General features: G+C 66.1%; 23 protein-coding genes and 1 tRNA gene. 15 read left to right on the top strand and 9 right to left on the bottom strand.

All coding sequences use genetic code 11. The annotated features are described in order from the left end of the window. Positions 1 to 3: 3 nt before the first annotated feature. The 5 genes from WBB07_RS19805 to WBB07_RS19785 all read left to right on the top strand — a co-directional run bounded on the left by WBB07_RS19805 (position 4) and on the right by WBB07_RS19785 (position 4319). Positions 4 to 654 carry a response regulator transcription factor gene (locus WBB07_RS19805; RefSeq protein ID WP_526310108.1) on the top strand — a complete coding sequence of 217 codons (651 nt, stop codon included), beginning with the start codon at positions 4 to 6 and terminating at the stop codon, positions 652 to 654. A gap of 43 nt (positions 655 to 697) precedes the next feature. Further along, on the top strand, positions 698 to 2605 hold the full coding sequence (locus WBB07_RS19800) for a DUF2339 domain-containing protein (RefSeq protein WP_526310094.1): 1908 nt from the start codon (positions 698 to 700) through the stop codon (positions 2603 to 2605). A gap of 185 nt (positions 2606 to 2790) precedes the next feature. After that, positions 2791 to 3276 (top strand): Dps family protein, encoded by a 486-nt coding sequence (locus WBB07_RS19795; protein WP_526310107.1) that lies wholly within the window; start codon positions 2791 to 2793, stop codon positions 3274 to 3276. Positions 3277 to 3363: 87 nt separating this feature from the next. Next, on the top strand, positions 3364 to 3897 hold the full coding sequence (locus WBB07_RS19790) for a hypothetical protein (RefSeq protein ID WP_526310093.1): 534 nt from the start codon (positions 3364 to 3366) through the stop codon (positions 3895 to 3897). Then, positions 3894 to 4319 carry an RDD family protein gene (locus tag WBB07_RS19785; RefSeq protein WP_526310092.1) on the top strand — a complete coding sequence of 142 codons (426 nt, stop codon included), beginning with the start codon at positions 3894 to 3896 and terminating at the stop codon, positions 4317 to 4319. Before WBB07_RS19790 ends, WBB07_RS19785 begins: the two co-directional genes overlap by 4 nt. Before the next feature lie 4 nt (positions 4320 to 4323). On the opposite strand, the gene WBB07_RS19780 is transcribed toward WBB07_RS19785, so the two are convergent. Both WBB07_RS19780 and WBB07_RS19775 read right to left on the bottom strand, forming a co-directional pair. Further along, complete coding sequence (locus tag WBB07_RS19780) at positions 4324 to 5631, bottom strand: adenylate/guanylate cyclase domain-containing protein (RefSeq protein ID WP_526310091.1); 1308 nt, start codon at positions 5629 to 5631, stop codon at positions 4324 to 4326. 57 nt (positions 5632 to 5688) lie between these two features. Continuing rightward, the gene (locus WBB07_RS19775) at positions 5689 to 6300 is read right to left on the bottom strand and encodes a TetR/AcrR family transcriptional regulator (RefSeq protein WP_526310090.1); all 612 of its coding nucleotides are present in this window, start codon (positions 6298 to 6300) and stop codon (positions 5689 to 5691) included. Between the two features lie 97 nt (positions 6301 to 6397). Between WBB07_RS19775 and WBB07_RS19770 the strand changes: the two genes are divergently transcribed. Beyond that, complete coding sequence (locus WBB07_RS19770; RefSeq protein ID WP_526310089.1) at positions 6398 to 7411, top strand: oxygenase MpaB family protein; 1014 nt, start codon at positions 6398 to 6400, stop codon at positions 7409 to 7411. A gap of 113 nt (positions 7412 to 7524) precedes the next feature. Further along, complete coding sequence (locus tag WBB07_RS19765; RefSeq protein WP_526310088.1) at positions 7525 to 10140, top strand: M4 family metallopeptidase; 2616 nt, start codon at positions 7525 to 7527, stop codon at positions 10138 to 10140. Position 10141: 1 nt separating this feature from the next. On the opposite strand, the gene WBB07_RS19760 is transcribed toward WBB07_RS19765, so the two are convergent. Continuing rightward, positions 10142 to 10218: transfer RNA gene (locus WBB07_RS19760), tRNA-Leu, on the bottom strand. A 112-nt stretch (positions 10219 to 10330) separates the two neighbouring features. Here WBB07_RS19760 and WBB07_RS19755 point away from each other — a divergent pair. From WBB07_RS19755 to WBB07_RS19730, 6 genes are all read left to right on the top strand, one after another. Then, positions 10331 to 10972, top strand: a complete 642-nt coding sequence (locus WBB07_RS19755) for a two-component system response regulator PdtaR (RefSeq protein ID WP_526310087.1) — start codon at positions 10331 to 10333, stop codon at positions 10970 to 10972. A 218-nt stretch (positions 10973 to 11190) separates the two neighbouring features. Then, positions 11191 to 12402 (top strand): branched-chain amino acid ABC transporter substrate-binding protein, encoded by a 1212-nt coding sequence (locus WBB07_RS19750; protein ID WP_526310086.1) that lies wholly within the window; start codon positions 11191 to 11193, stop codon positions 12400 to 12402. A gap of 81 nt (positions 12403 to 12483) precedes the next feature. Beyond that, positions 12484 to 13518 (top strand): branched-chain amino acid ABC transporter permease, encoded by a 1035-nt coding sequence (locus WBB07_RS19745; protein ID WP_526310085.1) that lies wholly within the window; start codon positions 12484 to 12486, stop codon positions 13516 to 13518. Continuing rightward, positions 13515 to 14687 (top strand): branched-chain amino acid ABC transporter permease, encoded by a 1173-nt coding sequence (locus tag WBB07_RS19740; RefSeq protein ID WP_526310084.1) that lies wholly within the window; start codon positions 13515 to 13517, stop codon positions 14685 to 14687. Before WBB07_RS19745 ends, WBB07_RS19740 begins: the two co-directional genes overlap by 4 nt. A gap of 35 nt (positions 14688 to 14722) precedes the next feature. Further along, the gene (locus tag WBB07_RS19735; RefSeq protein ID WP_526310106.1) at positions 14723 to 15535 is read left to right on the top strand and encodes an ABC transporter ATP-binding protein; all 813 of its coding nucleotides are present in this window, start codon (positions 14723 to 14725) and stop codon (positions 15533 to 15535) included. Then, positions 15519 to 16253 carry an ABC transporter ATP-binding protein gene (locus WBB07_RS19730; RefSeq protein ID WP_526310083.1) on the top strand — a complete coding sequence of 245 codons (735 nt, stop codon included), beginning with the start codon at positions 15519 to 15521 and terminating at the stop codon, positions 16251 to 16253. Before WBB07_RS19735 ends, WBB07_RS19730 begins: the two co-directional genes overlap by 17 nt. Before the next feature lie 31 nt (positions 16254 to 16284). On the opposite strand, the gene WBB07_RS19725 is transcribed toward WBB07_RS19730, so the two are convergent. Continuing rightward, a complete protein-coding gene (locus tag WBB07_RS19725) occupies positions 16285 to 17817 on the bottom strand; it encodes an MFS transporter (RefSeq protein ID WP_526310082.1) in 1533 nt (510 codons plus the stop codon). A gap of 488 nt (positions 17818 to 18305) precedes the next feature. Between WBB07_RS19725 and WBB07_RS19720 the strand changes: the two genes are divergently transcribed. Continuing rightward, positions 18306 to 19193, top strand: coding sequence for a TetR-type transcription factor C-terminal domain-containing protein (locus WBB07_RS19720; RefSeq protein WP_526310081.1), 888 nt, complete (start codon positions 18306 to 18308; stop codon positions 19191 to 19193). 36 nt (positions 19194 to 19229) lie between these two features. Here the strand turns inward: WBB07_RS19720 and WBB07_RS19715 are convergent, their stop codons facing one another. The 5 genes from WBB07_RS19715 to WBB07_RS19695 form a co-directional block, all read right to left on the bottom strand. After that, positions 19230 to 20246 carry a phosphotransferase family protein gene (locus tag WBB07_RS19715; protein WP_526310080.1) on the bottom strand — a complete coding sequence of 339 codons (1017 nt, stop codon included), beginning with the start codon at positions 20244 to 20246 and terminating at the stop codon, positions 19230 to 19232. After that, positions 20246 to 21439, bottom strand: a complete 1194-nt coding sequence (locus WBB07_RS19710) for an acyl-CoA dehydrogenase family protein (RefSeq protein ID WP_526310079.1) — start codon at positions 21437 to 21439, stop codon at positions 20246 to 20248. The genes WBB07_RS19715 and WBB07_RS19710 overlap by 1 nt, the downstream gene beginning before the upstream one ends. A 142-nt stretch (positions 21440 to 21581) precedes the next feature. Then, positions 21582 to 21803: a DUF167 domain-containing protein gene (locus tag WBB07_RS19705; protein WP_526310078.1), complete on the bottom strand. Its 222-nt coding sequence runs from the start codon at positions 21801 to 21803 to the stop codon at positions 21582 to 21584. 3 nt (positions 21804 to 21806) lie between these two features. Beyond that, a complete protein-coding gene (locus tag WBB07_RS19700; protein WP_526310077.1) occupies positions 21807 to 23003 on the bottom strand; it encodes a lipid-transfer protein in 1197 nt (398 codons plus the stop codon). Next, on the bottom strand, positions 23000 to 23446 hold the full coding sequence (locus WBB07_RS19695) for a Zn-ribbon domain-containing OB-fold protein (RefSeq protein WP_526310076.1): 447 nt from the start codon (positions 23444 to 23446) through the stop codon (positions 23000 to 23002). The genes WBB07_RS19700 and WBB07_RS19695 overlap by 4 nt, the downstream gene beginning before the upstream one ends. A gap of 171 nt (positions 23447 to 23617) precedes the next feature. On the opposite strand from WBB07_RS19695, the gene polA reads away from it, so the two are divergent. Then, positions 23618 to 26278 carry a DNA polymerase I gene (polA, locus tag WBB07_RS19690; RefSeq protein WP_526310105.1) on the top strand — a complete coding sequence of 887 codons (2661 nt, stop codon included), beginning with the start codon at positions 23618 to 23620 and terminating at the stop codon, positions 26276 to 26278. The last annotated feature ends 48 nt before the right edge of the window (positions 26279 to 26326 follow it).

Raw genomic sequence — 26326 nt, 5'->3', positions numbered from 1 at the left:
GTCATGGTCGTCGACGATCATCCGATCTGGCGGGACGCGGTGGCCCGGGATCTGGCCGAGGACGGTTTTGCGGTGGTGGCGACCGCCGAGGGGGTGGCGTCGGCACGTCGGCGTGCCGATGTGGTGCGCCCCGATGTGGTGCTGATGGACATGCAGCTCACCGATGGTGACGGCGCCCAGGCCACCGCCCAGGTCTTGGAGGTGTCTCCCGAGTCGCGGGTCCTGGTGCTGTCGGCGTCGGCGGAACACGACGATGTGCTGCAGGCGGTGAAGGCCGGTGCCAGCGGCTATCTCGTCAAGAGTGCCTCCAGAATCGAACTGGCCGAAGCGGTTCGGGCCACCGCGGCGGGCCGGGCGGTGTTCACCCCGGGCCTGGCAGGTCTGGTGCTGGGGGAGTATCGCCGGATCGCGCGCCGTCCGGACGCGGCACCGGACGCGCCGACGCTGACCGAGCGGGAGACCGAGGTGCTGCGCCATGTGGCCAAAGGGTTGACGGCCAAGCAGATCGCCGCGAAGCTCTCGGTCAGCCACCGGACTGTGGAGAATCACGTGCAGGCCACATTCCGGAAGTTGCACGTGGCCAACCGCGTGGAATTGGCGCGTTACGCCATCGAACACGGGCTCGACAAAGAACCCGGAGGCAGATCCGAGTAGTCCTACTCAACTCCCGCACCTGTTCGTGGGCGACGATAGCGGGATGAGCCAACCGCATCAGGCCGCGTTTGCCCGCTTGTCGGACGAATTCACCGCGCTGTCGCATCAGCTGGCCCGCGTCGCGGGGCAGCTGACCGAGATGGAAAGCGTCCTCGCTGTGCCGGCACCGGCACTTGCATCTGCGCCCGCGCCGACACCGATGCAGTACCGACCGCCCTATCCCTACCCCTATCCGGTGCCACCGCAATATCCACCACAGGCATACCCATCGCCGCCGTATCCGGTGGCACCGCAGGTGGCCGCCCCGGGACCCGTCGCACCGCCGGTTGTTGCCCCGCGACCTGTCGCACCGCCCACATCGCCGGCAACACCGCCGGTTTCGGGTAAGGAACCTCGGCAGAGCTGGATCGGCAAGGTGCTGGCCGTCGCCGGCGTGGCTGTCACGCTCATCGGTGTTGTCATGCTGTTGGTACTGGCCGCGCAGGCCGGGCTGCTGGCACCACCGGTCCGGGTGGCGGCCGGCGCGGTGCTCGCGGGAGCGCTGGTGGCTGTCGCCGTGGTGTTCAACCGTCGGCTCGGCGGACGGATCGGTGCCATCTCGCTGGCGGCGACGGGCATCGCCGCGGCGTACATGGACGTCATCGCAATGACCACCATCTACGAATGGATGCCGCCGGCGGCGGGATTGTTGCTTGCCGCCGTGATCGGCGGGGGCGGTCTGGGATTGGCCCGCCGCTGGGATTCCCAGCAGCTCGGACTGCTCGTGTTGATCCCACTGGCCGTGTTGGCGCCGATCGTCACCGACGGTGTGAGCGTGCTGCTGGTCGGCTTCATGCTGGTGCTTTCGGCGGCGTCGCTACCTGTTCAGCTGGGCAAGGACTGGCCCCTGCTGCATGCGGCGCGCACGGTGGCGGTCACATTTTCGCTGTTGTTGACGCTGCTGGTTTCGGGCGTCGTCTCGCAGGAGAGCCCGGGGCTGCTCGGCGGCGCCTCCGGGGTGGCCGCGCTTCTGGCCGTGGCAGGTGCCCTGGTGCTGCTTCCCACCAGCTCGCATCCGGTGGCGATCGCGGTGACCACCGCGGTCGGTGTCCTTCCGGCGCTGTCGGCGGCGATCGCGGTGGAGCGGGTGCTGGCGGTGCTGTTGGCCGCTGCGGTCGCGATCGTCTTGTTGGCCATCGTTTTGCTGGGCAGCCGGCTGCCCGGAGTGACCAAGTCCGTCACGGCCATCTGGTCGGTGTTGTCGGCGGTCGCCGCGGTCGTGGCGGTGACGGTGGCTTTCGACGGTCACATCGAGGCGCCGGTGTTCCTTGCGCTGGCACTGGTGGTGACCGTCGCAGGCCGCCACAGTGCGATAGCACGTTGGACGGCAATGGGTTTCACCGCCATCGGTGGTTTGGTGTTTCTCGCTTACAGCCCGCCGCAGTACCTGGTCGAGGCGGTGTCCACTGCGGCGCCGGAGGCGGTGTCGGTGCTGGCGGCCAGCGCGCTGCTGATCGCCTGCGCCGTCGCGATCTGCTGGTCGTGGATGGGCTCGGTTGATGATCAGGTGGCCCGGGTGCTCTGGTCGGGTGCATTGGTGGTCAGCGTCTACGCCGTCACCACCTTCACCGTGACCGCCGGTGTGCTGGTGGGAGGCGAAGGGGGCGGATTCCTGGCCGGGCACATGGCGGCCACCATCTGCTGGATCGCGATGGCCGCGGCGCTGTTCGCGTATGCGCTGCGGGTCGGTGACCGCGATGCGCGCACCGCACCGATCGCCGGTGGGCTGGCTCTGACCGTGGCGGCCACAGCCAAGCTGATGCTGTTCGACCTCGGCACTCTCGACGGGATCTTCCGCGTGGTGGTTTTCATCGTCGTCGGGCTGGTGCTGCTGGCGATGGGTGCCGGGTACGCGCGCAGCCTCGCCGAACAGGATCAGCAAAGGGATGCCTCGCCAACCGTGACGGACTAGACAATCCGTCGGGCATGTTTTGCAGCGCGTCGGCGTTGTGCTCATCAGGTAGGTGGGCAGGTAAAGAAAACCAGGAATACCGGCCGAAACTCACGTTTCGGCGGGATCGGGCGAGTTCCGAGCGCCGACGGGCACTGGTGTCCGAAACAAGGGAAAGGGCGTTTGTCGTGACTGTCGCAGCAACCATCAATCAGCGGCGTGAAGCTACCGACATCACCGGTTTTGTACCGACCGCGGAGTTCTACGGCAACCTCCAGAAGGTGCTGGTCGATCTCATCGAGCTGCACCTGCAGGGCAAGCAAGCCCACTGGAACGTGGTGGGAACAAACTTCCGGGACCTGCATTTGCAGCTCGACGAGCTGGTCGATTTTGCCCGGGAGGGCAGCGACACCATCGCCGAGCGCATCCGGGCACTCGGCGGCGTTGTCGACGGCCGCTCCGACACGGTGGCCGCCACCACTTCGCTCCCGGAGTTCCCGGCTTTTGAGCACAGCACCACCGAGGTGGTGGATCTGATCACCACCCGCATCTACGCCGCGGTGGGCACCCTGCGCGCGGTGCATGACGCGGTGGATGCCGAGGATCCGAGCAGCACCGACATCCTGCACCAGCTGATCGACGGTTTGGAGAAGCTGGCCTGGTTGATCAAATCGGAGAACCACAAGGTCTGACCACAAATCTTGATTGAGAGGGGCCGTACGGCTCGCCTGGAACTTCTCTCGCCGGGCGGGCCGTACGGGCATATCTAGGATGTGTTGATGCTCAGCGTCGCCGCCCTCCTGAAACACCCTTTGGTGTCGGTCTCGGTCGGGGCGGGAGCGTTGGCCGCCGGCGCCGCCACCGCCTGTTACCGCACGGCGACCCAGGTGCCGGTGCTGGGCCCGGCGATCGATCACGGTGTCCACGCTCTGGCCCAGCGCGGCGACCACATCATCGCCGTCGGCCTCGAACCGGCGCGGGCGGCTGTGGCTTCCGTCGTGGTGCAGATCGTCGAGCAGGTGCTCGACCAGATCGATCTCACGGCCCTGGTGCGGGACCGGGTGGACGTCAACGCGATTGTGGCTGAGGTCGACATCGATGCGATCGTCGACCGCATGGACCTGATCGGGTTGGCCAACACCGTGATCGACGGTGTTGATCTGCCGTCGATCATCCGGGAATCCACCAGTTCGGTGACAGCCGAGGTGATGACCGACGTCCGCACCCAGGGGGAGCGGGCCGACGACATGGTCTCCGGCATCGTCGACCGCATGCTGGGCCGTCGTGGCGACGCCATGGGTTCGACACGATGACGGGTCTGCGGACTGCCGGAATTGTCAGCCGCGGGCTGGCCGCCGTGATCGATCTGATCGTGGTGCTGGCGTTCATGGGGATCTTCTACGTCGGTCTGATCTTGTCGGTGCTGGCCTTCTCCCCGCGGGCCTTCAGCTTCCCGGCGCCGTCGTTGATCTTCTCGACGATCGGATTCGGGGTGGTGGCCGCGGGATACCTCGCCGCGTGCTGGGCGGTGTCGGGATGCACCGCCGGCTGTGTGGTGATGGGGTTGCGGGTGGTCGGCCGCGGCGGCAGCCGACTGGGTTGGGCGGCTGCGCTGCTGCGGGGTCTGGCGTGTGTGCTCTTCCCGATCGGGTTGGCCTGGGCGGCACTGGATTCCAACCGACGGTCGCTGCAGGACGTCGCGTTCGGTACTCGGGTGATCTACAACCGACCGTGATGTGTCACTGACCGAGAACGTGGATCTCGGTGCCCGCCGGTGTCTGCACCGGTTCTGATCGTCGTCCCACCAGGTACCAGGTTCGCATCACGCCCTTGCCTTTGACCATGATGTCGCCGCGCTCCTCGAGGATGAAATCGTTTTCGAGGCGGTGGAAGACGTCTTCGGGCACCTGGATCCGGCCGGCCTGGTCGGTGGTTTCCATTCGGGAGGCGACGTTGACGGCGTCGCCCCAGACGTCGTAGAAGAACCGGCGGGAGCCGACGACGCCGGCAACCACCGTGCCGGCCGCCAGCCCGATCCGCATCGGGACGGCGCGCCCCAGCGGATCGGTGAGTCCCGTCGCTGCGGCCAGCATGTCCAGGGCGAGGTCGGCGAGCGCTTGCGCATGGTCTTCTCGTGGTTCGGGGACTCCGCTGACCACCATGTAGGAATCGCCGGTGGTCTTCACCTTCTCCAGGCCATGCCGGTCCACCAGCACGTCGAACGCGGTGTAGATGCGGTCCAGGAAACCCACCAGATCGCAGGGTGGGATGTCGCTGGCACGTTCGGTGAATCCGGCGATGTCGGCGAACAGGATCGAGGCGTCGTCGTAGCGGTCGGCGATGGTGGTGCGGTTCGGATCCTTGAGCCGGCTGGCGATGCTGGCCGGCAGCATGTTGGACAGCAGTCGTTCGGAGCGGTCGTACTCCATTTCCATGGCGGCCTCGGCGCGGGCGATCTCCCGCAGGGCGTACCACACCGTCGCGAACGCCAGTACGCACGAGGCTGTGACCGAGGTGATGAATCCGACCGTCAACGGCCACGCCGGTTGGTTGTCGACCCTGCCGGGGACGGTGATCTCCAGGGTCACTGCCAGGGCGGCACCGAGAGCGGCCAGCGCCCCGGCCAGCACGATGCGTTCGATGCCCAGCATCAGCACCAGCACCGATGCGGCAACCAGGTAGTAGAACTGCAGCCCCGCGTCGGTGCCGATGTTCCAGGTGATGAAGAAGATCGACCCGTAGGCCACCACGGTGAACATCAGCGGGGCCACCAGGTCCCCGAGCGGGCGGAGCAGCGGGATCGCCAGGAACACCAATCCGGTCACGACATTGATGACGCCGATGTGCCACATTTCGTACCCGGACACCAGCTGCCATGTGCCGAAGCCGGCGCTGACCAACGCGGCGATCCAGGTGGTGATCTTCAGGACCCGGAATCGCCGGGCGGTGCTGTCCGCGTAGTGGGCGCTGCGGACCGGCACACACGGGTGGCGCTGCCGGAACCCACCGTCGGCCAGGGCCGCGGCGGCGGCATCGCGAAACGTCACCACGAGGGCAGCGTATCCCGCAACGGCGCTGGTGAGGGCCGACTTCGGCGATGGCGCTCAGCTGGTGGCGGAGACCAATCGCGTGGCGCGATCGACGACGGCTTCCAGGTCTTCGCCGAGATTCCCCGACAGCCATTGCTGTGCCAGTTCGGACATGGCTCCGGTGTAGAGCGCCGCGGCGATCAGTGTCGTGATCTTGTCCTCGACGGGATGGGTCTGCTCCCGCTCGCTGAGGACGATCTGGCGCAGGTTCTCCAGCGCGATCTCCCGGCGGGTGGTGAGCACCGGATTCGCCCGGGCCTCGGTGAACAGCACCCGGCCGCGGCGGGAGTCTGCCGAGCTGAACCCCAGTACGGCACGGATGCCGGCGCGGAGCCGGTCGACGTCGGTGCCGCCGGAGGTGATGACGTCTGTGATCGCCACCTCCACGGCTTCAGCCAGGCCGGTCGCCACTCCGTCGTAGACCGCACCGAGCAGTTCGTTGGTGTCGGCGAAGCTCTCGTAGAAGTACCGGGTGTTGAGGGCGCACTCGCGGCACACCGACCGGACCGACACGGCGCTCTCGCCACCGTCTCCGAACAGTGCAAAGGCCGCGGCGACCAGCAGTCCCCGGCGCTCGATCCGGCGGTCGGTCAGTGGTACACCGGCCCACCTGGTGAGGCTCGACATCGGTTCATCCTAGCGATACAAAATTTTGGCGACGGGTGTTGCCAAAAGTGTAGGCTGGGTTGCCACCCCCACTTCGAACAGCGCGCAGGTGATAGCAATGCAGTTACTGCCGCCCTTGCCCCATCAGATGCTTCAGCAGCGGTTTCTCAGGTTCTACGACGAAGAGATCCGGCGCCGTTATTTCCGCGGCCTCGAGTTCGCTGAGCCGGTGGGTGACCCGGGTTGGTTCGGGCCCGGCAGTGCGGTCTGGCACGTGCACTCCCATATGCCGGCGCTGGTGCTCGGGCTCTACTGTGCCGCCTATCTCGAGCGGTTCGATCCGTCGATCTTCTGGATGGGTATGGACCATTCGCGCATCCCCGAACGCGACGCCGCGGGCGTTGCCACCGGTCGGATCGATCCGGACGGCGCCGGCGTACGCCTCGGTCATTCGGTGTCGTTCTTCACCGGGACGGCCTACGGCTCCACCGCCACTGCCGAGCGGCTGGCCACGACGGTGCGCGCCATGCATCACACGGTCAAGGGAACCCGGCCCGACGGGCTGGCCTATGACGCCGACGATCCCGACTGGTTGCGCTGGAACTATGCGACGGTGGTGTGGGGGATCGCCACCGCGCATGAGATCTATCACCCGAATCCGTTGCGTGGCAGGAAGATCGATCGCTACTACCGGGAGTTCGTGAAAGTCGGCCACGCGCTCGGCGGGACCGATCTGCCCGAGACCAAAGCGCAGACGCTGGACTGTCTGAAGTCCTATCTGCCCAGGCTTGCGATCACCTACGGCATGGCGATGTCGACCGGTCCGAATCTCGGCGACGCCGACGACGGTCTTCCCGGGGGTGAGCTCATCGACTGGGCGATTCGCGATGCTCTGCCCGACTGGGCCGCGGCCATGGTGATGCATCGCTCGCCCCATCCGATCGAGCGGTTCGCCAGGAGGGCGGTGATGTGGTCGGTGATCAACGGCATCCACACCGTGATGGGCCCGTTGCCGGAGTTCCGTGCCGCCCAGCAGCGCGTCCGCAACGGCGTCGACGAGCCGACGTCGCCCACCCACATCCCGGGCAGTGACCCGGTGCGTTCCCGGGCTGAAGCCGAGGGGATGACCTGACAAAAACCCGTCGCTACGTCACGTCGGGGAAATCGGATTGGCTTACACCCCCGTAAATGGTGTGCCGGAGGCTAGTCTTCCTATGCCAGCAAACTTCGCCGACGGGGGACTCCGTGATTTCACGCCGCTCGATGCAGCTCGAACCGTCGTGCCAGTCTTGTGCTGCGCTCCACGTCAAGCGGTCGGCGGCGGTTCTGTTTGCACTCGGCGCAGTGGTAGCCGGCGCCCCGGCCGTCGCGTCGGCGGCACCGGGCACCGATCGTGGTAACGACACGTCGAGCAGCCGCGAGCAGGCCCGGGAGTCCAAGAGATCCGAAGCGGCAGCCTCGGGCGCCCGGTCCGGCACCAGGGGCTCACAATCTGATTCGCGAGCCTCCGGATCTGGCAACACCGATGATGCAGACGCCGACGTCGATGCCGGCACCACCGATGCCGTCGACCCGAATGCCGACGGTTCCGCGGGCGCCTCGCCGGATGAGGCCAAGGGTGCCGCACCGCGGAAGGCGCGGACCTTCGGCACGGCCGGCGCTGACCGCACACCGTCCGGCAGATCGGTTGCCGACACTGCCGACGAGGTCGACGAGGTCGACGGCACCCCCGTCGACAACCGGTCCGCTGACACGACCGTCGACAACACCGCTCCCGACAGCACGACTCCCGACAACACGGCTTTCCACAACGCTGGGTCAGTCGACGACACCTCGGGCGAAGAAGCATCGGCCGAACCGGAGCCGGTCTCGTCCACGGCCACCCCGAACACCACCGAATCGGCCGTCATCGTGCCCGCCGCGCTACCGCAGCCGGCACCCACTCCCGTCGTCCGGCCGGTGAACGCGGCCACGGTGGTCGCCGACATCCTCACTTGGGCCGGTTTCGGATCGTTTGCCGCCGATCTGCCGGTTCCCGCCGCGCCCCTGCCCCGGATCATGGAGATGTTGTGGGTTGCGGTCCGTCAGTCCCAATCCAGCTGGAACAACCAGCGTCCGACCGCCCAGCCGACGTTGACGGGGCAAGACGGCGAGGTGGTCGGCGCTGGCGTCGATGTCACCGGCGTTCCGCCGGCGATCAACGACGCCTCCGTGGGCCGGCCCGACGCGGTGACCGTGCAGATGGGCACCGACGGCCGGATCAGTGTCATCAACGGCACTTTCACCTCTGAGCAAGTCACCGACAGTGCCGCTGCGGCCAAGGTGCTCAACGAGTGGGCCTCGATCCTGGGCGCCGAAAGTGGTTTTGCCAGTGCCGATTTGATCACCGTCCACCGGGTGGTCCGGTCGTCGTCATCCGGGTCGGCGGTCACCGAGGAGTTCTACCGGCTCCGGGAAAGCATCGGCGGCATCACCGTCGTGGGCAGTGAGGTCATCCTCGTCACCGACGGCAATGGCACGGTCACCGGTCTGTACAACAACCACGACAGCCGCCTCAACGGCCTGGATACCTCGGTCGAGGGGTTCAACGGGTCGGCGGCCGTGGCATCGGCGGCGGCGCACCTGTTGGGCGCGTTCGGCCAGCGGCCCAGTAAAGCCTGGACGGCACGGCTGCTGAAGTCCACCACTGCCGACACCGAACTGGTCATCTTTGCCCTCGAGGACGACGTCGCGCCGGCGCTGGCGTGGCACGTGAAGATGCGATCTGCGGCCGATTCGGCCAACCTGCTCGGAGCCAGCTACTACGTCCGCGCCAACGGCGCCGACGCCGGAAAGGTGATCGTCGGGACCTCAAATGTCCAGGCGCTGACCACCGCCGGAGTCGACCTGCGCGGAGTCACCCGCACCATCGACGTGGCCCCGGGCCGGTGGCTGTTCTTCTTCAACTCCCACAGCCTCGTCGACAAGACCCGCAACATCTCCACCTATGCCACCACCTACAGCCTTTTTGGGCTCGGCGGGCCGGTCACCCCCGGCAGCTTGGTGACGCGCTCGCTGCTGTTCGGCTGGAGCGCGGCGGGGATTTCGGCACACGCCAACATGGCGGTCGTCTATGACTACTACGCCACGGTGCTGGCCCGCGATTCGTTCGACGGCAACGGTGCCACCGTGGTGACCTCGGTGGGCTACAGCCCGCGAACCACCCTGCAGGAGTACCTGTTCGGGTATGCCAATGCCTTCTGGAGTCCGTCGGCTCAGCAGTTCGTGTTCGGCAGCGTCGGGCAGTACGAGGCCGCCCTGGACGTGGTGGCCCACGAATTCACCCACGGAGTGGTCAGCCACATCGTCAGTAACGGCGGGTCGGTGCTCGACTACGGCGAATCCGGCGCGCTCAACGAGGCCTACTCCGACATCCTCGGCGTCCTCATCGAAGGCAAGACGGGCTCGGGTCGCTGGCTGATCGGTGAGGACTCCGCCAACGGTGCCATCCGCAGCCTGGCCAGCCCGGGTTCGGTCGGAACGGGCTACAAGACCCACTATGTGAACCGCTACACCGGGACCGAGGACGACGGTGGGGAGCACTGGAACAGCACCATCTTCAGCCACGCCGCCTACCGGATGATCACCGATCCCAACACCGCATCGGTGTCGAACGACACGTGGGCGCGGGTGTTCTATCACTCGCTGTACCGGCTCAGCCCGGGCGCGAAGTTCGTCGACGGGCGCGCGGCGATCCTCGACACCGCGACGCAGTTCGGGTTCACACCCTCGGAGCTCCAGGCGATTGCCGACGCATTCGACGGCGTGGGCATTGTCGGCACCTCCACGCTGGTGGGGCCGGACGTGCTGGTCCTGGTGTAACTGGTGCCCTCGGTGAGATTCGAACTCACACTGCACGGGTTTTGAATCCGTTTCCTCTGCCAGTTGGGATACGAGGGCTTAATGTCGCGTGCGGGTTACCACCATAGAGGATCGCCGCGCGGGAACTGACAGAGGTTACCCTTCCGGCCCTGCGCTCGCCCAATGGGCCGCCTCGCGCGACAATGACGGGATGACCGCGCCAACGGGCGACTCCGACGTCGCCACCCCGCACCGAGTGCTCATCGCCGAAGATGAGGCGCTGATCCGGCTGGATCTGGCCGAAATGCTGCGCGAAGAAGGCTACGACGTTGTCGGCGAGGCAGGTGACGGCCAAGAGGCCGTCGAGCTGGCTGAACAGCTCAAACCTGATCTGGTGATCATGGATGTGAAGATGCCGCGCCGGGACGGTATCGACGCCGCCGCCGAGATCGCCAGCAAGCGGATCGCCCCGATCGTGGTCCTGACCGCGTTCAGCCAGCGTGATCTGGTCGAGCGGGCCCGCGATGCCGGCGCCATGGCGTACTTGGTCAAACCGTTTTCGATCAACGATCTGATCCCGGCGATCGAACTGGCTGTCAGCCGGTTCAGCGAGGTCTCGTTGTTGGAACGTGAGGTGGCGAGCCTGTCGGACCGGCTGGAGACCCGCAAGCTCGTCGAGCGCGCCAAGGGTTTGTTGCAGTCGAAGCAGAACATGTCCGAGCCGGAAGCGTTCAAGTGGATCCAGCGCGCGGCGATGGATCGCCGCACCACGATGAAACGGGTCGCCGAGGTCATCCTGGAAACCCTCGATCCGCCCGCGGAAGAGCCCGCGGACGAGTCGCCGGAAGGCTGACGCGGCGCCTCCGGAGTTAAAACTGCGTTTCCCCGCAGCCGAGTTTTTGCTCGCCCGTCGCGCTGACCGCGATGTTTGTCGACTCGACGCGATTCCGATGAGGTTCGCCTTGATCAACAGCACGCGGTCCGGCGATCGGTTGGTTATGTTTCTCTCCTAAGCGTTGATGGTCCGACCTGGGGTGTTGACGAGGACTCACATTGACTCGGAGGTGAGAAGTGCGCAGTCGCGCGACACGGAGTGCATTCGCTCTCAGTTCAGCAGCTCTGCTTGCGGTGGGACTTGTCGGCTGCAACCAGGGTTCGCCCGAGGAAGGTTCAGCACAAAGCGATCTGGCGATCGTCGAGCAAGTCCAGATCGATCAGAACGGTGCCGAGGTACCGGCTGTGGAGGGTGCCGAACCGGCCAATCCCGCCGGTGACGGCAACGCCCAGTGCCCCCCGCTGTCGCTGGCCATGGCCGGGGCGTTGACCGGTCCGGACGCTGCACTCGGAATCAACATCAAAAACGGTGTCCAGTTGGCCGTCGATCAGCACAACGACGCCAATCCCGGCTGCCAGGTGCAGCTCAAGACATTCGACACCGAGGGTGATCCGCAGAAGGCGACGCAGATCGCCCCGCAGATCGTCAATGACGCCTACACGGTCGGTTTGGTCGGCCCGGCGTTCTCGGGCGAGACCAAGGCCACCGGCCAGGTGTTCGATCAGGCGGGTCTGGTGGCGACCACCGCGTCGGCCACCAACGTCACGTTGTCGGAGAACGGCTGGCGGACGTTCTTCCGCGGGCTGGCCAACGACGGGGTGCAGGGCCCCTCGGTGGCCAACTACCTGAAGAACACGCTGGGCAATCAGAAGGTCTGTGTGGTCGACGACAGCACCGACTATGGCCTCGGTCTGGCCCAAGCGGTCCGCGAGACACTCGGTGAGGTCGCGGATCCGGGTTGCAACATCTCGGTGAAGAAGGGCGACAAGGACTTCTCCACTGCGGTCAACCAGATCAAGGGTGTAGCACCGGATTCGGTGTTCTTCAGCGGGTACTACGCCGAGGCGGCGCCGTTTGTGCAGCAGTTGCGTGACGGGGGTGTGGAGGCGACGTTCGCCAGCGCCGACGGCACCAAGGACCCCGAGTTCGTGAAGCAGGCCGGTCAGGCTTCCAAGGACGCCGTGTTGGCGTGCCCGTGCGGTCCGGCCACCGGGTCGTTCGCCGAGGAGTACACCGAGAAGTTCGGGCAGGAGCCGGGCACCTACAGCACCGAGGGCTATGACCTGGGGACGATCCTGCTCAAGGGCATCGACGCGGGCAAGGTGACACGTCCGGAGCTGCTGGAGTTCGTCCGCACCTACAGCGCGCCCGGTATTGCCCGCAACTACGAGTGGACCCCGACGGGTGAGCTCACCAACACGCTCATCTGGATCTACAAGGTCCAATAAGACTGGCGATGAACGCGTCCGCGGCCCAACGGCCCGGACGCGTTCTCTTTCATCGGGTTTGCGTGAGGAGCTCCGAAACGGATGATCCAGGACTGCATCGGGCACACCGCGTGTCTTGCCAATATCGGCTTCAATGTCGAGGGCCTGTTCAACAGCTTCTGGCAGTTGACCATCGATGGATTGTCCTGGGGGGCGATCTATGCGTTGGTGGCGGTCGGCTACACCTTGGTCTTCGGTGTGCTGCGGCTGATCAACTTCGCCCACTCCGAGATCTTCATGCTGGGAATGTTCGGCGCGTACTTCTGTCTCGACATGATCCTCGGCTTCACACCGAGCGGAAACGCCTACAACAAAGGCGTGTTGCTGACGGTGCTGTACCTGGGTATCGCGATGCTGTTCGCGATGCTGGTATCCGGTTCTGCGGCAGTGGGTTTGGAGTTCATCGCGTATCGGCCCCTGCGAAAACGCAACGCCCGGCCGCTCACCTTCCTGATAACCGCGATCGGGATGTCGTTTGTCCTGCAGGAGTTCGTGCATTTCATCCTGCCGAAGCTGATCACCGGCTACGGCGGTAACAACGCCCAGCAGCCGATCACGCTGGTGCAGCCCAAGGAGCAGTTCTCGGTATTCGGCGCCTCGGTCACCAATGTCACGCTGGTGGTCATCGGTGCCGCGCTCATCCTGGCGCTGCTGGTGGACATGGGGCTCAATCGAACCAAGTTCGGCCGGGGTATCCGGGCCGTCGCCCAGGACCCGACTACCGCGACACTGATGGGTGTCTCCCGGGAGCGCATCATCATGACCACCTTCCTGATCGGTGGTCTGCTGGCGGGCGCCGCCGCGCTGCTGTACACGCTGAAGGTGCCGCAGGGCATCATCTATTCGGGCGGTTTCCTGCTGGGCATCAAGGCTTTCTCGGCTGCGGTGCTCGGCGGGATCGGCAACCTGCGGGGCGCGTTGCTCGGTGGCCTGCTGCTCGGTGTCATGGAGAACTGGGGCCAGATGCTCTTCGGCACCCAGTGGCGCGATGTGGTGGCGTTTGCGCTACTGGTGCTGGTCCTGTTCTTCCGGCCCACCGGCATACTCGGTGAGAGCCTCGGGAAGGCACGAGCATGACCACAGTCAAGAAGGCCGCGATGGCGCCCGGCGATATCGCGCGGGACTGGTGGAGCGAGCGGACCCGCGTCCAGAAGTGGGGCTTCGGTGTCATCGGGTTTGCGGTGATGGCGCTGCTTCCGCTGTACACCCCGCCGTTCCTCGACACCCCCGGTGTCAGCTTCGACGGTGTGATGGCTCAGTTCACCATGATCGCGTTGGTGGCGATCGGGCTCAACGTCGTGGTCGGGCAGGCCGGGCTGCTGGACCTCGGGTACGTCGGTTTCTACGCGGTGGGGGCCTACACGGTCGCCTTGTTGACCAGCCCGCAGAGTCCGTGGAACAAGCTGGGGGTCAGTGGATTCTTCAGCACCGACTGGGCGTGGTTGTCCTGTGTGCCACTGGCCATCTGCTTCACCGCGCTGGCCGGACTGATCCTCGGTACGCCGACGCTGCGGCTTCGCGGCGACTACCTGGCGATCGTGACGCTCGGTTTCGGTGAGATCATCCGGCTGCTGGCCGACAACCTCAACGACGTCACCAACGGCTCGCGTGGTCTGGGTGCGATCGCTTTCCCGCGGCTGGGTGAGGACAAGATGCCCGGAGGCTATTTCTCCGGCGCCAACGCGATGGGAAACGCCAACAACGGCACCTGGTGGTACTGGGTGGGGTTGTTCCTCGTCGCGATCATCTTGCTGTTGGTGGGCAACCTGGAGCGCAGCCGGGTGGGCCGGGCGTGGGTGGCGATCCGGGAGGACGAGGACGCCGCGGAGGTGATGGGTGTCAACGCCTTCAAGTTCAAGCTCTGGGCGTTCACCATCGGTGCGGCCGTCGGGGGTCTGTCGGGGGCGTTGTACGCCGGCCAGGTGCAGTTCGTGGCGCCCACCAACTTCAACATCATCAATTCGATGCTGTTCCTGTGTGCGGTGGTACTCGGTGGCCAGGGCAACAAACTGGGTGTCATCTTCGGTGCGTTTGTCATTGTCTACCTGCCCAACCGGCTGCTCGGGGTGCACCTGTTCGGCATCAACCTGGGGGATCTGAAGTACCTGTTCTTCGGGTTGTCACTGGTGCTGTTGATGATCTTCCGACCGCAGGGGTTGTTCCCGGTGCGCCAGCAGTTGCTCACCTACGGCAAGGCGGCCCGGAAGTTGTTGAGCAGCGCCGACGATTCGAAGGCGGCGGCATGACCGACCAGCAGCCCGAGCCCCTCATCCACGAGGAGATGGCGTCGCTGACCCGCGACGTCTCGGTCGCCGAGGGGCAGGCATTGCTCGAAACCACGGATCTGACAGTCAAATTCGGTGGCCTGACCGCGTTGGACTCGGTGAGCTTCAGCATCAAGCGGGGCGAGATCCTCGGTCTGATCGGACCCAACGGCGCCGGCAAGACGACCTGTTTCAACGCCATCACCGGGGTGTACCGGCCCACCTCGGGCACCGTGATGTTCGATGGTGAGCCGCTGGGCCGGATCAAGCGGCACCAGATCACCCGCCGGGGTATCGCCCGGACCTTCCAGAACATTCGTCTGTGGGGCGAGATGACGGCGCTGGAGAACGTGGTGGTGGGCACCGACGCCCGGCACCGGACCTCGGTCCCGGGGGCGTTGTTCCGTACCCCGAGGCACCGACGTGAGGAGAAATCGGCCATCGAGAAGGCCGCCGCATTGCTGCAGTTCGTCGGTATCGCCCATCGCGGCGATGAGAAGGCCAAGAACCTGCCGTACGGTGATCAGCGCCGCCTGGAGATCGCCCGGGCACTGGCCACCGAACCGAAGCTGCTGTGCCTCGATGAACCCGCGGCCGGCTTCAACCCGAGCGAGAAGGCCGCCCTCATCGAGTTGATCCAGGCGATTCGCGACGACGGCTACACCGTGCTGCTGATCGAGCACGACATGCGTCTGGTCATGGGGGTCACCGATCGGATCGTGGTGCTGGAGTTCGGCCGCAAGATCGCCGACGGTCTTCCCCTGCAGATCCGGGAAGACCCGAAGGTGATCGCCGCTTACCTGGGAGTCCCTGATGACGAGCTCGAGTGAAGTCCTGCTGGAAGTCCGCGACGTTGTGGTGCACTACGGCAGAATCAAAGCGCTGCACGGTGTCTCGCTGGTGGTGCATCGGGGTGAGCTGGTCACCCTTCTGGGGTCCAACGGCGCCGGTAAGACGACGCTGATGCGTGCCATCTCCGGGCTGCGTCCGCTGACCTCGGGGTCGGTCTGGTTCGAGGGCCGCGACATCTCCCGCGTGAAGGCGCACCACCGCGTCACCGACGGCCTCATCCAGGCGCCGGAGGGTCGTGGCGTGTTCCCCGGGATGACCGTGACGGAGAACCTTGAAATGGGCTGTTACGGACGAAAGTTCGAGAGCAAAGCCCTACACCGTGAACGGCTGGATTGGGTCTTCGAGACCTTTCCCCGGCTCAAGGAGCGTGAAACTCAGGTCGGTGGCACGTTGTCCGGCGGTGAGCAGCAGATGCTGGCCATCGGCCGGGCACTGATGGCCCGGCCGCGGGTGCTGTTGCTCGACGAACCCTCGATGGGGCTGGCGCCCATGGTGATCTCGCAGATCTTCAGGATCATCTCCGAGATCAACAAACAGGGCACCACAGTGCTGCTGGTGGAGCAGAACGCCCAGCAGGCTCTGAGCCGATCCGACCGCGCCTACATCCTCGAGACAGGTAACGTGACCCGCACCGGTCCCGCCCGGGAACTGTTGTCCGACGACAGTATTCGGGCCGCCTACCTCGGTGTCGCTTAGCGCGGGGTCGCTTGGCTTGGCGTCGGCTGACTCACGCGATGGATGCGTCGGCGTTGCGCTGCATCCGCAGGTGCTCTTCATGGTTCGGGTCGCCGAGTCGCTCGAGGTTGAGCCCCTTGGTCTCGATACCGAACACCACGGTGATCACGGCGCCCAGGACCGAGGCTCCGACAAGCATGGACAGCAGGGCCGTGGTGCCCAGTTCGATGAGCAGGACCGGGAACAGGAATGCGGTCAGCACCGCGCCCACCTTGGCGAACGATGCGGCGAAACCGGCACCCTTCCCGCGGATAGCGGTGGGGTAGACCTCCCCGGCCAACAGATAGGTCATCGAGTTCGGGCCGAGGTTCGTCGCGAAGTAGAACAGCATGAACCCGGCGAACAGCAGCACCATGTTGTGGCCGCCGTCGGACCGGATCGACAGCGCGGCAAGCGTGAGCCCGACGGCGGTGCCGATGAACCCGATCGTCTGCAACTTGATCCGGCCCACCTGGTCCACGAGCAAGATCGCGGCGATGATGCCGAGGACAAACAGAACGCTCATGATCGCCGACCCCTCAGCGGCAAGCATGTCGTTGTGGATGACATCGGACAGGGAGTCGGACGTTGATTCCGCTCCGATGACCGCGACCAGAATTGTGGGAGTGAAAATGCCGATGCCGTAGGTGGCGAGGTCCTGTAGGAACCAGGGAACCGAGGCCAGGATGGTCGCTCGCCGGTGCCGTTTGGTGAACAGCGCGCGGTAGCCGCTGGTGGAGCGGTGTTCGGCGGCACCGGGGCCGTCGAGGGAGGACAGGGACACCGACCGCGGATAGCTGGGGGTGCGGTGCAGAAGCCGTACGATCTCGTTCTCGGCCTCGGTCACCCGCCCCTTGGAGGCCAGCCAGTGTGGACTGTCGGTGATGAAGAATCGGCCGACGATCACGATCACCGCCGGGATGATCGCGACGGCGTACATCCACCGCCAAGCCCCGGCTTCGGCGTCACCGTAGAGGATGACGTAGCCGACGATCGCCCCGAAGAGCGCCCCGACGGCCTGGAAAGCGAACGCGCTCAACACCAGTCGGCCACGTTTGGATGTTGGGATGCTCTCCGAGATGACCATGTGGGCGGTCGGGTAGTCGCAGCCTAGTGCGAGCCCCGATCCGAACAGGAAGACCACCAGCATCGGGAAGTTCGGCGCGAATGTGATCGCCACCAGGAAGGTGGTGAACAGGATCATCTCGGCGATGAACATCCGCTTGCGGCCGAAGGTGTCGGCCAGGCTGCCCAGTGCGGTCGCACCGACCAGGATGCCCGCCAGGGACGCCGCGGTCACCAGACCCCGGTCGGTGGCACTCAGCCCGAACTCGCGAGTCAGAAGTGGCAGTGCCACCCCCGTCATGAAGACGATCATGCCTTCGAAGAACTTGCCTGCCGAGGCCAGCGACCAGATGCGCCACTGCATTGCGGTCATCGGGGTGGTCGAGGTCTGGGTGCCGTCGGACCAGATCGGACGTTCGTCGATGTAATCCTGCACCGTGCGAGGTACCGGGGGATGCTTCTCGACTACCGATTCGGTCATCTTGTCCTTACTGCGGCACATTTGCTTGGCAGCAGGAATGATGCCTGCCTTCGGACGCCTGGTCCCAGCCAGAAGGGTGTGATGTTGGAGAATTTGCCGTCTGGAGAGATTCGGTACATGCGGAGTTCACCGGAGCGGGCAGAACCGCCGAAATCGCAGCGTTTTTGTCGTGGTGACGGCAGCAGATGCTCGGTGGAGCCACCGGGTGTGCGTTTGCCGTGGCGGCGGGTTAGCGGTTGCCGGAGGGTGTCGGGCACGGCGCGCTCGATGGTGACCGCCGCCCGCTTCGTGGCAACTGATCTCCGACGGAACAGTCGCTCGGTCGCTGTCGTCGATCCTGATGTCCATGGTGTGGCGTCAATCACCGGTTCCCGAGTTGCGAATCGCCGGAAAGTTTCGGAATCCGTGGCTAAGTTCTCTCTGCAGAACCAGCGTCGGCCAAGCGTCGCAGCGCTGAGCGTTTGTTCTTGCTGAACAGGGGAGAGTCGATGTCGCAGAGTCCGGTTCGCGGCGGCGAGGACAGCCTGGCGATTGCCCTGGGAGCGCGGATCCGGCACACCCGTGGCGTCCGGGGAATCACCTTGCGTGAGATGGCTATCCGGCTCGGCGTCAGCCCTGCCACCATGAGTGCGGTAGAGAACGGCCGGACCGGGATCAGCGCCCTGAGACTCACCGAGGTGGCCCGGGTCCTGGAGGTCTCGACTGATGAGTTGTTGTCGCCGGCAGCCGACGGGGACGGCGGCGCCGGGGTCGACGTGACGAGCGCGGGGCGGGCGGTCGAGGACTGGCGCCGTTACGACCCACTGCAGTTCGACGCGCCGTTGATGGCGGCTCTCGAGGCATTTCTGGAGGTCGGCTACCACGGCTCCACCATGCGGGACATCGCCAGGCGGGCGGGGTTGTCGGTCCCCGGCATCTACCACCATTACGCCAGTAAGCAAGAGATGTTGTTGAAGATCCTCGACATCTCGGTGGGGGATCTGCTGCGCCGCAGTGAACTGGTACTCGTCGAAACCGGCGGCGACACCGGCGTCGACCGGTTCTGTCGGCTCGTCGAGAATCTGGCTCTGTTCCACACCCATCGACGCGAACTGGGCTTCATCGGGGCAACCGAGATGCGCAGCCTGGAAGAGCCCGGCCGCAGCCGGATCGTGGCCATGCGCAACCGGATACAGCAGCTGGTGGACATCGAGGTCGAACGCGGGGTGGACGAGGGCGCGTTTGTCGTTGATGCTCCGCACGAGGCGGCGCGCGCCGTTGTCACGATGTGTACCGGTCTGGCGCAGTGGTTTTCCTCAGATGGGCCGGCCTCGCCAGAACAGGTCGCGCAGTGGTATGTCGGATACGCACTGGGTGTTGTTCGACACCAGGAATGACGGTGGCCGCCACGGCGAGAGCGCCGTGGCGGTACGTCAACTGCGGGCGGCCCGCAGACCTGCCGCGAACAGCCCGTCAACCGAGTCACCTGCGCGACGGAACTGGTCGTCGGAGGTGGCCCCGCTGCGGTGCCGGTAAGCGATCCCGGCGGCGATCACCGCGAGTTTGAAGTAGGCCAGCGCCTGGTAGAACCGCCAGTGCACCAGATCGCGGCCGGTTTCGACGGAATACCGGTGCGCCAGCTCGGCCGGAGATGGCCACCGCGGGCTGGTCCATGCCGCCGGGAATCCGAGGACCTTGTCGAACAGTGGATCTCGGCAGGCACACATCAATGCGATATCGGTGAGCGGATCCCCGAGGGTGGACAACTCCCAATCCAGCACTGCCCGCACTGCACCGGTGTCGGCGTCGATCATCACATTGTCGACCCGGAAGTCGCCGTGCACGACAGCGGCACCCGAGAGTTCAGGTGCATTGTCGAGCAGCCAGCCCGTGAGTGCCTGGGCATCGGGAGTATCCGCTGACCGGACGTCCTCCCACTGGCGTGCCCAGCGCTGCGCCTGGCGCAGCGGAAACCCGGTCGGCCGGCCGAGATCGGACAGCCCGTGGGCGGTGTAGTCGACGGCGTGCAGCGCCGCCAGCGTGCGGACCAGTTCGGTGGCACATCTGGTGATCGCGTTGTCGTCGAGCTGGGTCAGCTCGTCACGGGTGCGCACCACATCGCCGTCGACAAAACCGAAGACGGCAAACGGGAATCCGAGGATGGTGGTGTCCTCGCAGAGGGTCACTGCCGGTGCCACCGGGACACCGCTGTGCTGCAGGCCCGACACCACACGGTATTCCCGGCCGACATCGTGGGCCGATTGCGTGAGCCCGGCGGTGGGCGGTCGTCGCAGCACCCACCGGGTGTTGTCGTCGCGCAGCAGGTAGGTCAGATTCGAGCGGCCGCCGCTGATCAACTCGGACCTGAGTTCGCCACACACGTCAACATTGTTGGTGCGCAGAATGTCCCGCAGCCCGCTGAGGTCGGACAGCGCCGTCGGATCCACCATCAGGCGCTCCCGGCCGCGCGGAGGGCGCGACGGGCGATGGCCCAACGATGGACGTCGGAGGGGCCGTCGTAGATGCGGAACGGCCGCACCTCGCGGAGCAGCCGGGCCAGGGGAAGGTCATTCGACACGCCGAGCGCGCCGCACATGTCCACGGAGCGGTCCACGACGCGCCAGATCGCCTCTGCGGCAAAGGTCTTGGCGATCGATGTGGCCTTGGAGGCCCGTTGCCCCTGATCGAGCTCCCAGCAGCCGCGCAGGAGCAGTGCTTCGGTGGCGGCGAGGTCGATCTCGTTGTCGGCGATCATCTTCTGCACCATGCCCAATTCGCCCAATGTCGAACCGAACGCTTTTCGCTGTGCGACGTGGGCGACGGCGATGTCGTGGCTGCGGTGTGCGGTTCCCAGCCAGCGCATCACATGCGTCATCCGGGCCGGACCCAGCCGTACCTGGATATGGGCGAGGCCCGCATCCACGGAGCCGAGAACATCGGCGTCGCCTACGAAGAGGTCGTCGAAGGTGACCTCGCAGTGGCCGCCGATCATCGATCGGTCCAGTGTTTCGATGTGCCGGCCGACGTGGATTCCATCGGCCTCGGCGGGGGACAGGAACAGGGTGACTCCGCCGGCGGTGCCGGGCTCACCGGAGGTGCGGGCCGCGATGATGAAGAAGCCCGCCCCGTCGGCGCCGGTGATGAACCACTTGCGGCCGTTGATCCGCCATCCGCCGTCAACTCGTGTTGCGGCGCAGCGCAATGCGGCCGGGTCCGAGCCGGCTCCCGGTGCCGGTTCGGTCATGGCAAACGCGGAGCGGACATCGCCGCAGGCCAATGGTCGTAGATACCGGTCACGTTGACCGGCGTCGGCAACGTGGGCGAGCAGGTGGATGTTGCCTTCGTCGGGTGCTGCGATGTTGACCGCCAACGGGCCGAACACCGAGTGGCCGGCCGCCGCGAACACCGGAATGCAGTCCACCAGTGACAGTCCCTGCCCGCCGTATTCCGCGGGCACCTGGGGTGCGAAGACTCCGGCGTCGCGGGCCTTCTGCTGCAATTCGAGTCGCAGGGGATCGCCGCCGGCGGCGTCGATGTCACCGCCGCTGGCTTCCTCGACCGGCGCCACGACGTCCTCGACGAATCGGCGCGTTCGGGTGGCTAGATCGAGAGCCAATGGGGAGAAGGCCAGATCGGCGGGCACGCGGCAACCTCCGGTGTAAGACGGAACGATCGTTCGGTCGTGGATGGGTGGTTGCACCATTGCATGCAGCGAAGTTCGATGTCAAGTGGTGTTTTACCCCTTGAAAAGCTGAACAACCACCCAACCTGATCGGTGGTGGTGTTCAGCCGATGTCGAACCGCTTGATGCGCGCGGTTGCGCCGGTGGCCAGTCGGACCGCACTGCGGGGGACGTCGAAATGTGCTGCGAGCAGCCGGATCACGGCCTCATTGGCCTTGCCGTCGACGGCCCGTTCGGGAACGAAGACGGTGAGCTCGCCGTCGGGACCAACCTCTACCAGCGGGCCCTTTTTGCTGCCGGGTTTGACCCGAACGGTGACGACCACGCGTCAGCGGGCCACGATCACCGAGGAACCATGGCCGAACAGGCCCTGGTTGGCGGTGATACCGACCGTCGCCCCCTCGACCTGGCGTCCGGTGGCCTGCCCCCGGAGCTGCCAGGTCAACTCGCAGACCTGGGCGATCGCCTGCGCGGGAATGGCCTCGCCGAAGCAGGCCAGCCCGCCGGACGGGTTGACCGGCACGCGACCGCCGAGAGTTGTGGCACCACTGCGCAACAACTGCTCGGCTTCACCTCGGGCGCACAGTCCGAGGTGCTCGTACCAGTCGAGTTCCAGCGCCGTCGACAGGTCGTACACCTCGGCCAGGCTGACATCCTCGGGGCCGATCCCGGCCTCCGCGTACGCCGCGTCCAGGATCTGGTCTTTGAACACCCGCTCCGGTCCGGGCACCACCGCGGTGGAGTCGGTCGCGATGTCCGGCAACTCGGGAAGGTGCTGGGGATACTGCGGGGTCACGGTGCTGACCGCGCGGACCGACGGCACCCCGTCCACCGACCCGAGATGCTTCTCGGTGAACGACTTGCTCGCCACGATCAGTGCTGCGGCGCCGTCGGAGGTGGCGCAGATGTCGAGCTGTCGCAGCGGGTCGGAGACCACCGGACTGGCCAGCACGTCCGCGATGGCACTCTCCTTGCGGTACCGGGCATTCGGATTCTGCAGACCGTGGCGCGAGTTCTTGACCTTCACCTGCGCGAAGTCCTCGGTGGTGGCGCCGTAGAGATCCATGCGCCGGCGCGCCAGGAGTGCAAAGTAGACCGGGTTCATCGCGCCGATGAGGTGGAACCGTTGCCAGTCCGGATCGTTCTTGCGTTCTCCGCCGACCGGTGCGAAGGCGCCCTTGGGGGTGGTGTCGGCACCGATGACCAAGGCGACGTCGCAGAACCCGGCGAGGATCTGCGCGCGGGCACTCTGCAATGCCTGCGAGCCGCTGGCGCAGGCGGCATAGCTGGAGCTGACGGGGACCCCGTTCCAGCCCAGCTTCTGGGCAAAGGTGGAGCCGGCGATGAACCCGGGGTAGCCGTTGCGAATGGTGTCGGCGCCGGCGACCAGCTGGATCTGGCGCCAGTCCAGGCCGGCCTCGGCCAGCGCCGCGCGGGCCGCGACGACTCCGTACTCGGTGAAGTCGCGTCCCCACTTGCCCCACGGGTGCATTCCCGCGCCCAGGATGTACAGCGGATCGGTCATGCCAGCCTCCACGCGTAAACCGTGCGTTGCACGCCGTCATCGTCGGTGTAGAGCGGCATCGTTGTCAGCTCCATCTCGACACCGACCCGCAGATCCGCGGCCAGGGTGCCCTCGGCCACCTTGCCGAGCACGATGAGGCCCTCCTCGGCGAGTTCGACGGCCGCGATTGCAAACGGTTCGAACGGATCCGGTGCGGGGTAGGGGGCCGGTGGCGGGTAGCGGTTCTCGGTGTAGCTCCAGACCGTGCCGCGGCGGGACAGGGCGACGGCCTCGAGGGTGTCGCTGTCACACGCCGGGTTGGGGCAGTTGTTGGCCCGTGGCGGGAACACGTAGGTCCGGCACTGCGGGCACTTGCCGCCGATCAGATGCGGGTTGCCGGCCTCGTCGGTGTCCCACCATCCGTCGATCGCCGACTGACTGCTGGCTTGCGTAGCTCCTGGCACGCGGGTCAGCGTACCGGAGAACTGAAACGTGTTGCAGTTTTGGGGTCCCTCGCCGGGGCCTGCCGGGCGGTCGCGGTGTCAGAGCCTCTGCCTAGAGTTAGGGGCGTGAGCCCAGCCAAGACAGCGTCCGCGAAGGCACCCGCAGGACCCGGCGACGATCGTCCCACCTTGATGCTGCTGGACGGCAACTCGCTGGCCTTCCGCGCCTTTTACGCATTGCCCGCCGAGAACTTCAAGACCCGAAGCGGGTTGACCACCAACGCGGTCTACGGATTCACCGCGATGTTGATCAACCTGCTCCGTGACGAGGCGCCCACCCATATCGCCGCGGCCTTCGACGTTTCCCGGCAGACGTTCCGGCTGGAGAAGTACCCGGAGTACAAGGCTGGTCGCGCCGCGACGCCGGACGAATTCCGCGGGCAGATCGACATCACCAAAGAGGTGCTCGGTGCGCTCGGCATCACCGCGCTGGCCGAGGCGGGCTTCGAGGCCGATGATCTGATCGCCACGCTGGCCACCCAGGCCGAGGCGCAGGGTTTCCGGGTTCTGGTGGTCACCGGTGACCGGGACTCGCTGCAACTGGTCAGCGATGACGTGACCGTGCTCTATCCGCGCAAAGGTGTCAGCGAGCTCACCCGTTTCACCCCCGAGACGGTGCAGGAGAAGTACGGCCTGACGCCGCGGCAGTATCCCGACTTCGCCGCACTCCGTGGTGACCCGAGTGACAACCTTCCCGGCATTCCCGGCGTGGGGGAGAAGACCGCCACCAAGTGGATCGCCGAGTACGGCTCGTTGCAGGCCCTCGTCGACAACGTGGACAAGGTCAAGGGCAAGGTGGGCGACTCGCTGCGCGCGAACCTGTCCGGTGTGGTCCTCAACCGGGAACTCACCGACCTGGTGAAAGACGTGCCGCTGGCGCAGACGCCCGAGACGTTGCGGATGCAGCCCTGGGACCGTGACCTGATCCACCGCCTGTTCGACGACCTCGAGTTCCGGGTGCTGCGCGACCGGCTCTTCGACACGTTGGCCTCCACCGATCCCGAGGTGGACGCGGGATTCGACGTTCGCGGTGGGCTGCTCGAGCCGGGCACCTTGGCGGCCTGGCTGGCCGGACATGCTGCCGGTGGTCGCTACGGGATTGCGGTCGTGGGGACTCACCTGGCGTTCGATGCCGACGCGACCGCGCTGGCCATCGTCGCGGCCGACGGCGACGGCCGCTATATCGACACCGCGACGTTGACCCCGCAGGACGAGGCCGCGCTGGCGGCCTGGCTGGCCGACCCGGACGTGCCGAAGGCGCTGCACGAGGCCAAGCTGGCCATCCATGACCTGGAGGGCCGGGGCTGGCGGCTGGCCGGTGTCACCTCCGACACCGCGCTCGCGGCCTACCTGGTGCGCCCCGGGCAGCGAAGCTTCACCCTCGACGATCTCGCGGTGCGGTACCTGCGTCGCGAACTGCGTGCCGATGCCCCGGAACAGCAACAGCTTTCGTTGCTGGATGAGGAGGAGGGCGTTGACGAGCAGGCGGTGCAGACCCTGATCCTGCGCGCCAACGCGGTCGCCGACCTGGCCACCGCGCTGGACGAGGAGTTGGAACGCATCGATTCCTCGGCCCTGCTGGGGGACATGGAGCTCCCGGTGCAACGCGTGCTGGCGGAACTCGAGACCAACGGCATCGCCGTCGATGCGACCTTGCTCGGCGAACTGCAGAGCGAGTTCGCCGACCAGATCCGCGACGCCGCCGAAGCCGCCTACGCGGTGATCGGCAAACAGATCAACCTCGGCTCCCCGAAGCAGCTGCAGACGGTGCTGTTCGACGAGCTCGAAATGCCCAAGACCAAACGCACCAAAACCGGCTACACCACCGACGCCGACGCCCTGCAGACCCTGTTCGACAAGACCGGGCACCCGTTCCTGCAGCATCTGCTGACCCACCGCGACGTCACCCGGCTCAAGGTCACCGTCGACGGGTTGCTCAACGCGGTGGCCTCCGACGGCCGGATCCACACGACGTTCAACCAGACCATCGCGGCGACCGGCCGGCTCTCGTCCACCGAGCCGAACCTGCAGAACATCCCGATCCGCACCGATGCCGGCCGCCGCATCCGCGACGGGTTTGTGGTGGGAGCCGGCTATGCCGAACTCATGACGGCCGACTACAGCCAGATCGAGATGCGGATCATGGCGCACCTGTCGCAGGACGCCGGGCTCATCGAAGCGTTCAACACCGGGGAGGACCTGCATTCGTTTGTCGCTTCCCGTGCTTTCGACGTGCCGATCGACGAGGTGACCCCCGAGCTGCGGCGCCGGGTCAAGGCGATGTCCTACGGGCTGGCCTACGGGTTGAGTGCCTACGGTCTGGCTTCGCAGCTCAAGATCTCCACTGAAGAAGCCAAAGTGCAGATGGATCAATACTTCTCGCGGTTCGGCGGCATCCGTGACTACCTGCGTGACGTTGTCGACCAGGCCCGCAAGGACGGCTACACGTCGACGGTGTTCGGGCGGCGCCGCTACCTGCCGGAGCTTGACAGCAGCAACCGCAATGTCCGTGAGGCCGCCGAGCGGGCCGCCCTCAACGCGCCCATCCAGGGCAGCGCCGCCGACATCATCAAGGTCGCGATGGTCAACGTCGACGAGGCCATCAAGGCCGCCGGTCTGCGCTCACGCATCCTGCTGCAGGTGCACGACGAGCTGCTGATCGAGATCGCCGAGGGGGAGCGCGATCAGGTGGAGGCCGTGGTGCGCGACAAGATGGGTACGGCCTACCCGCTGGATGTTCCGCTGGAGGTGTCGGTGGGTTACGGCCGCAGCTGGGATTCGGCGGCTCACTAGCCGGGTCGACGAGGCGGCGACGGTGGGGGTCCCCCCCAGCGGAGCGAG

Source organism: Mycobacterium sp. (genome assembly GCF_049647605.1).
In the GTDB taxonomy this organism is placed as follows: domain Bacteria; phylum Actinomycetota; class Actinomycetes; order Mycobacteriales; family Mycobacteriaceae; genus Mycobacterium.
Note: the sequence above shows the minus strand (reverse complement) of the source record. Positions and strands in the feature narration are given on the sequence as shown.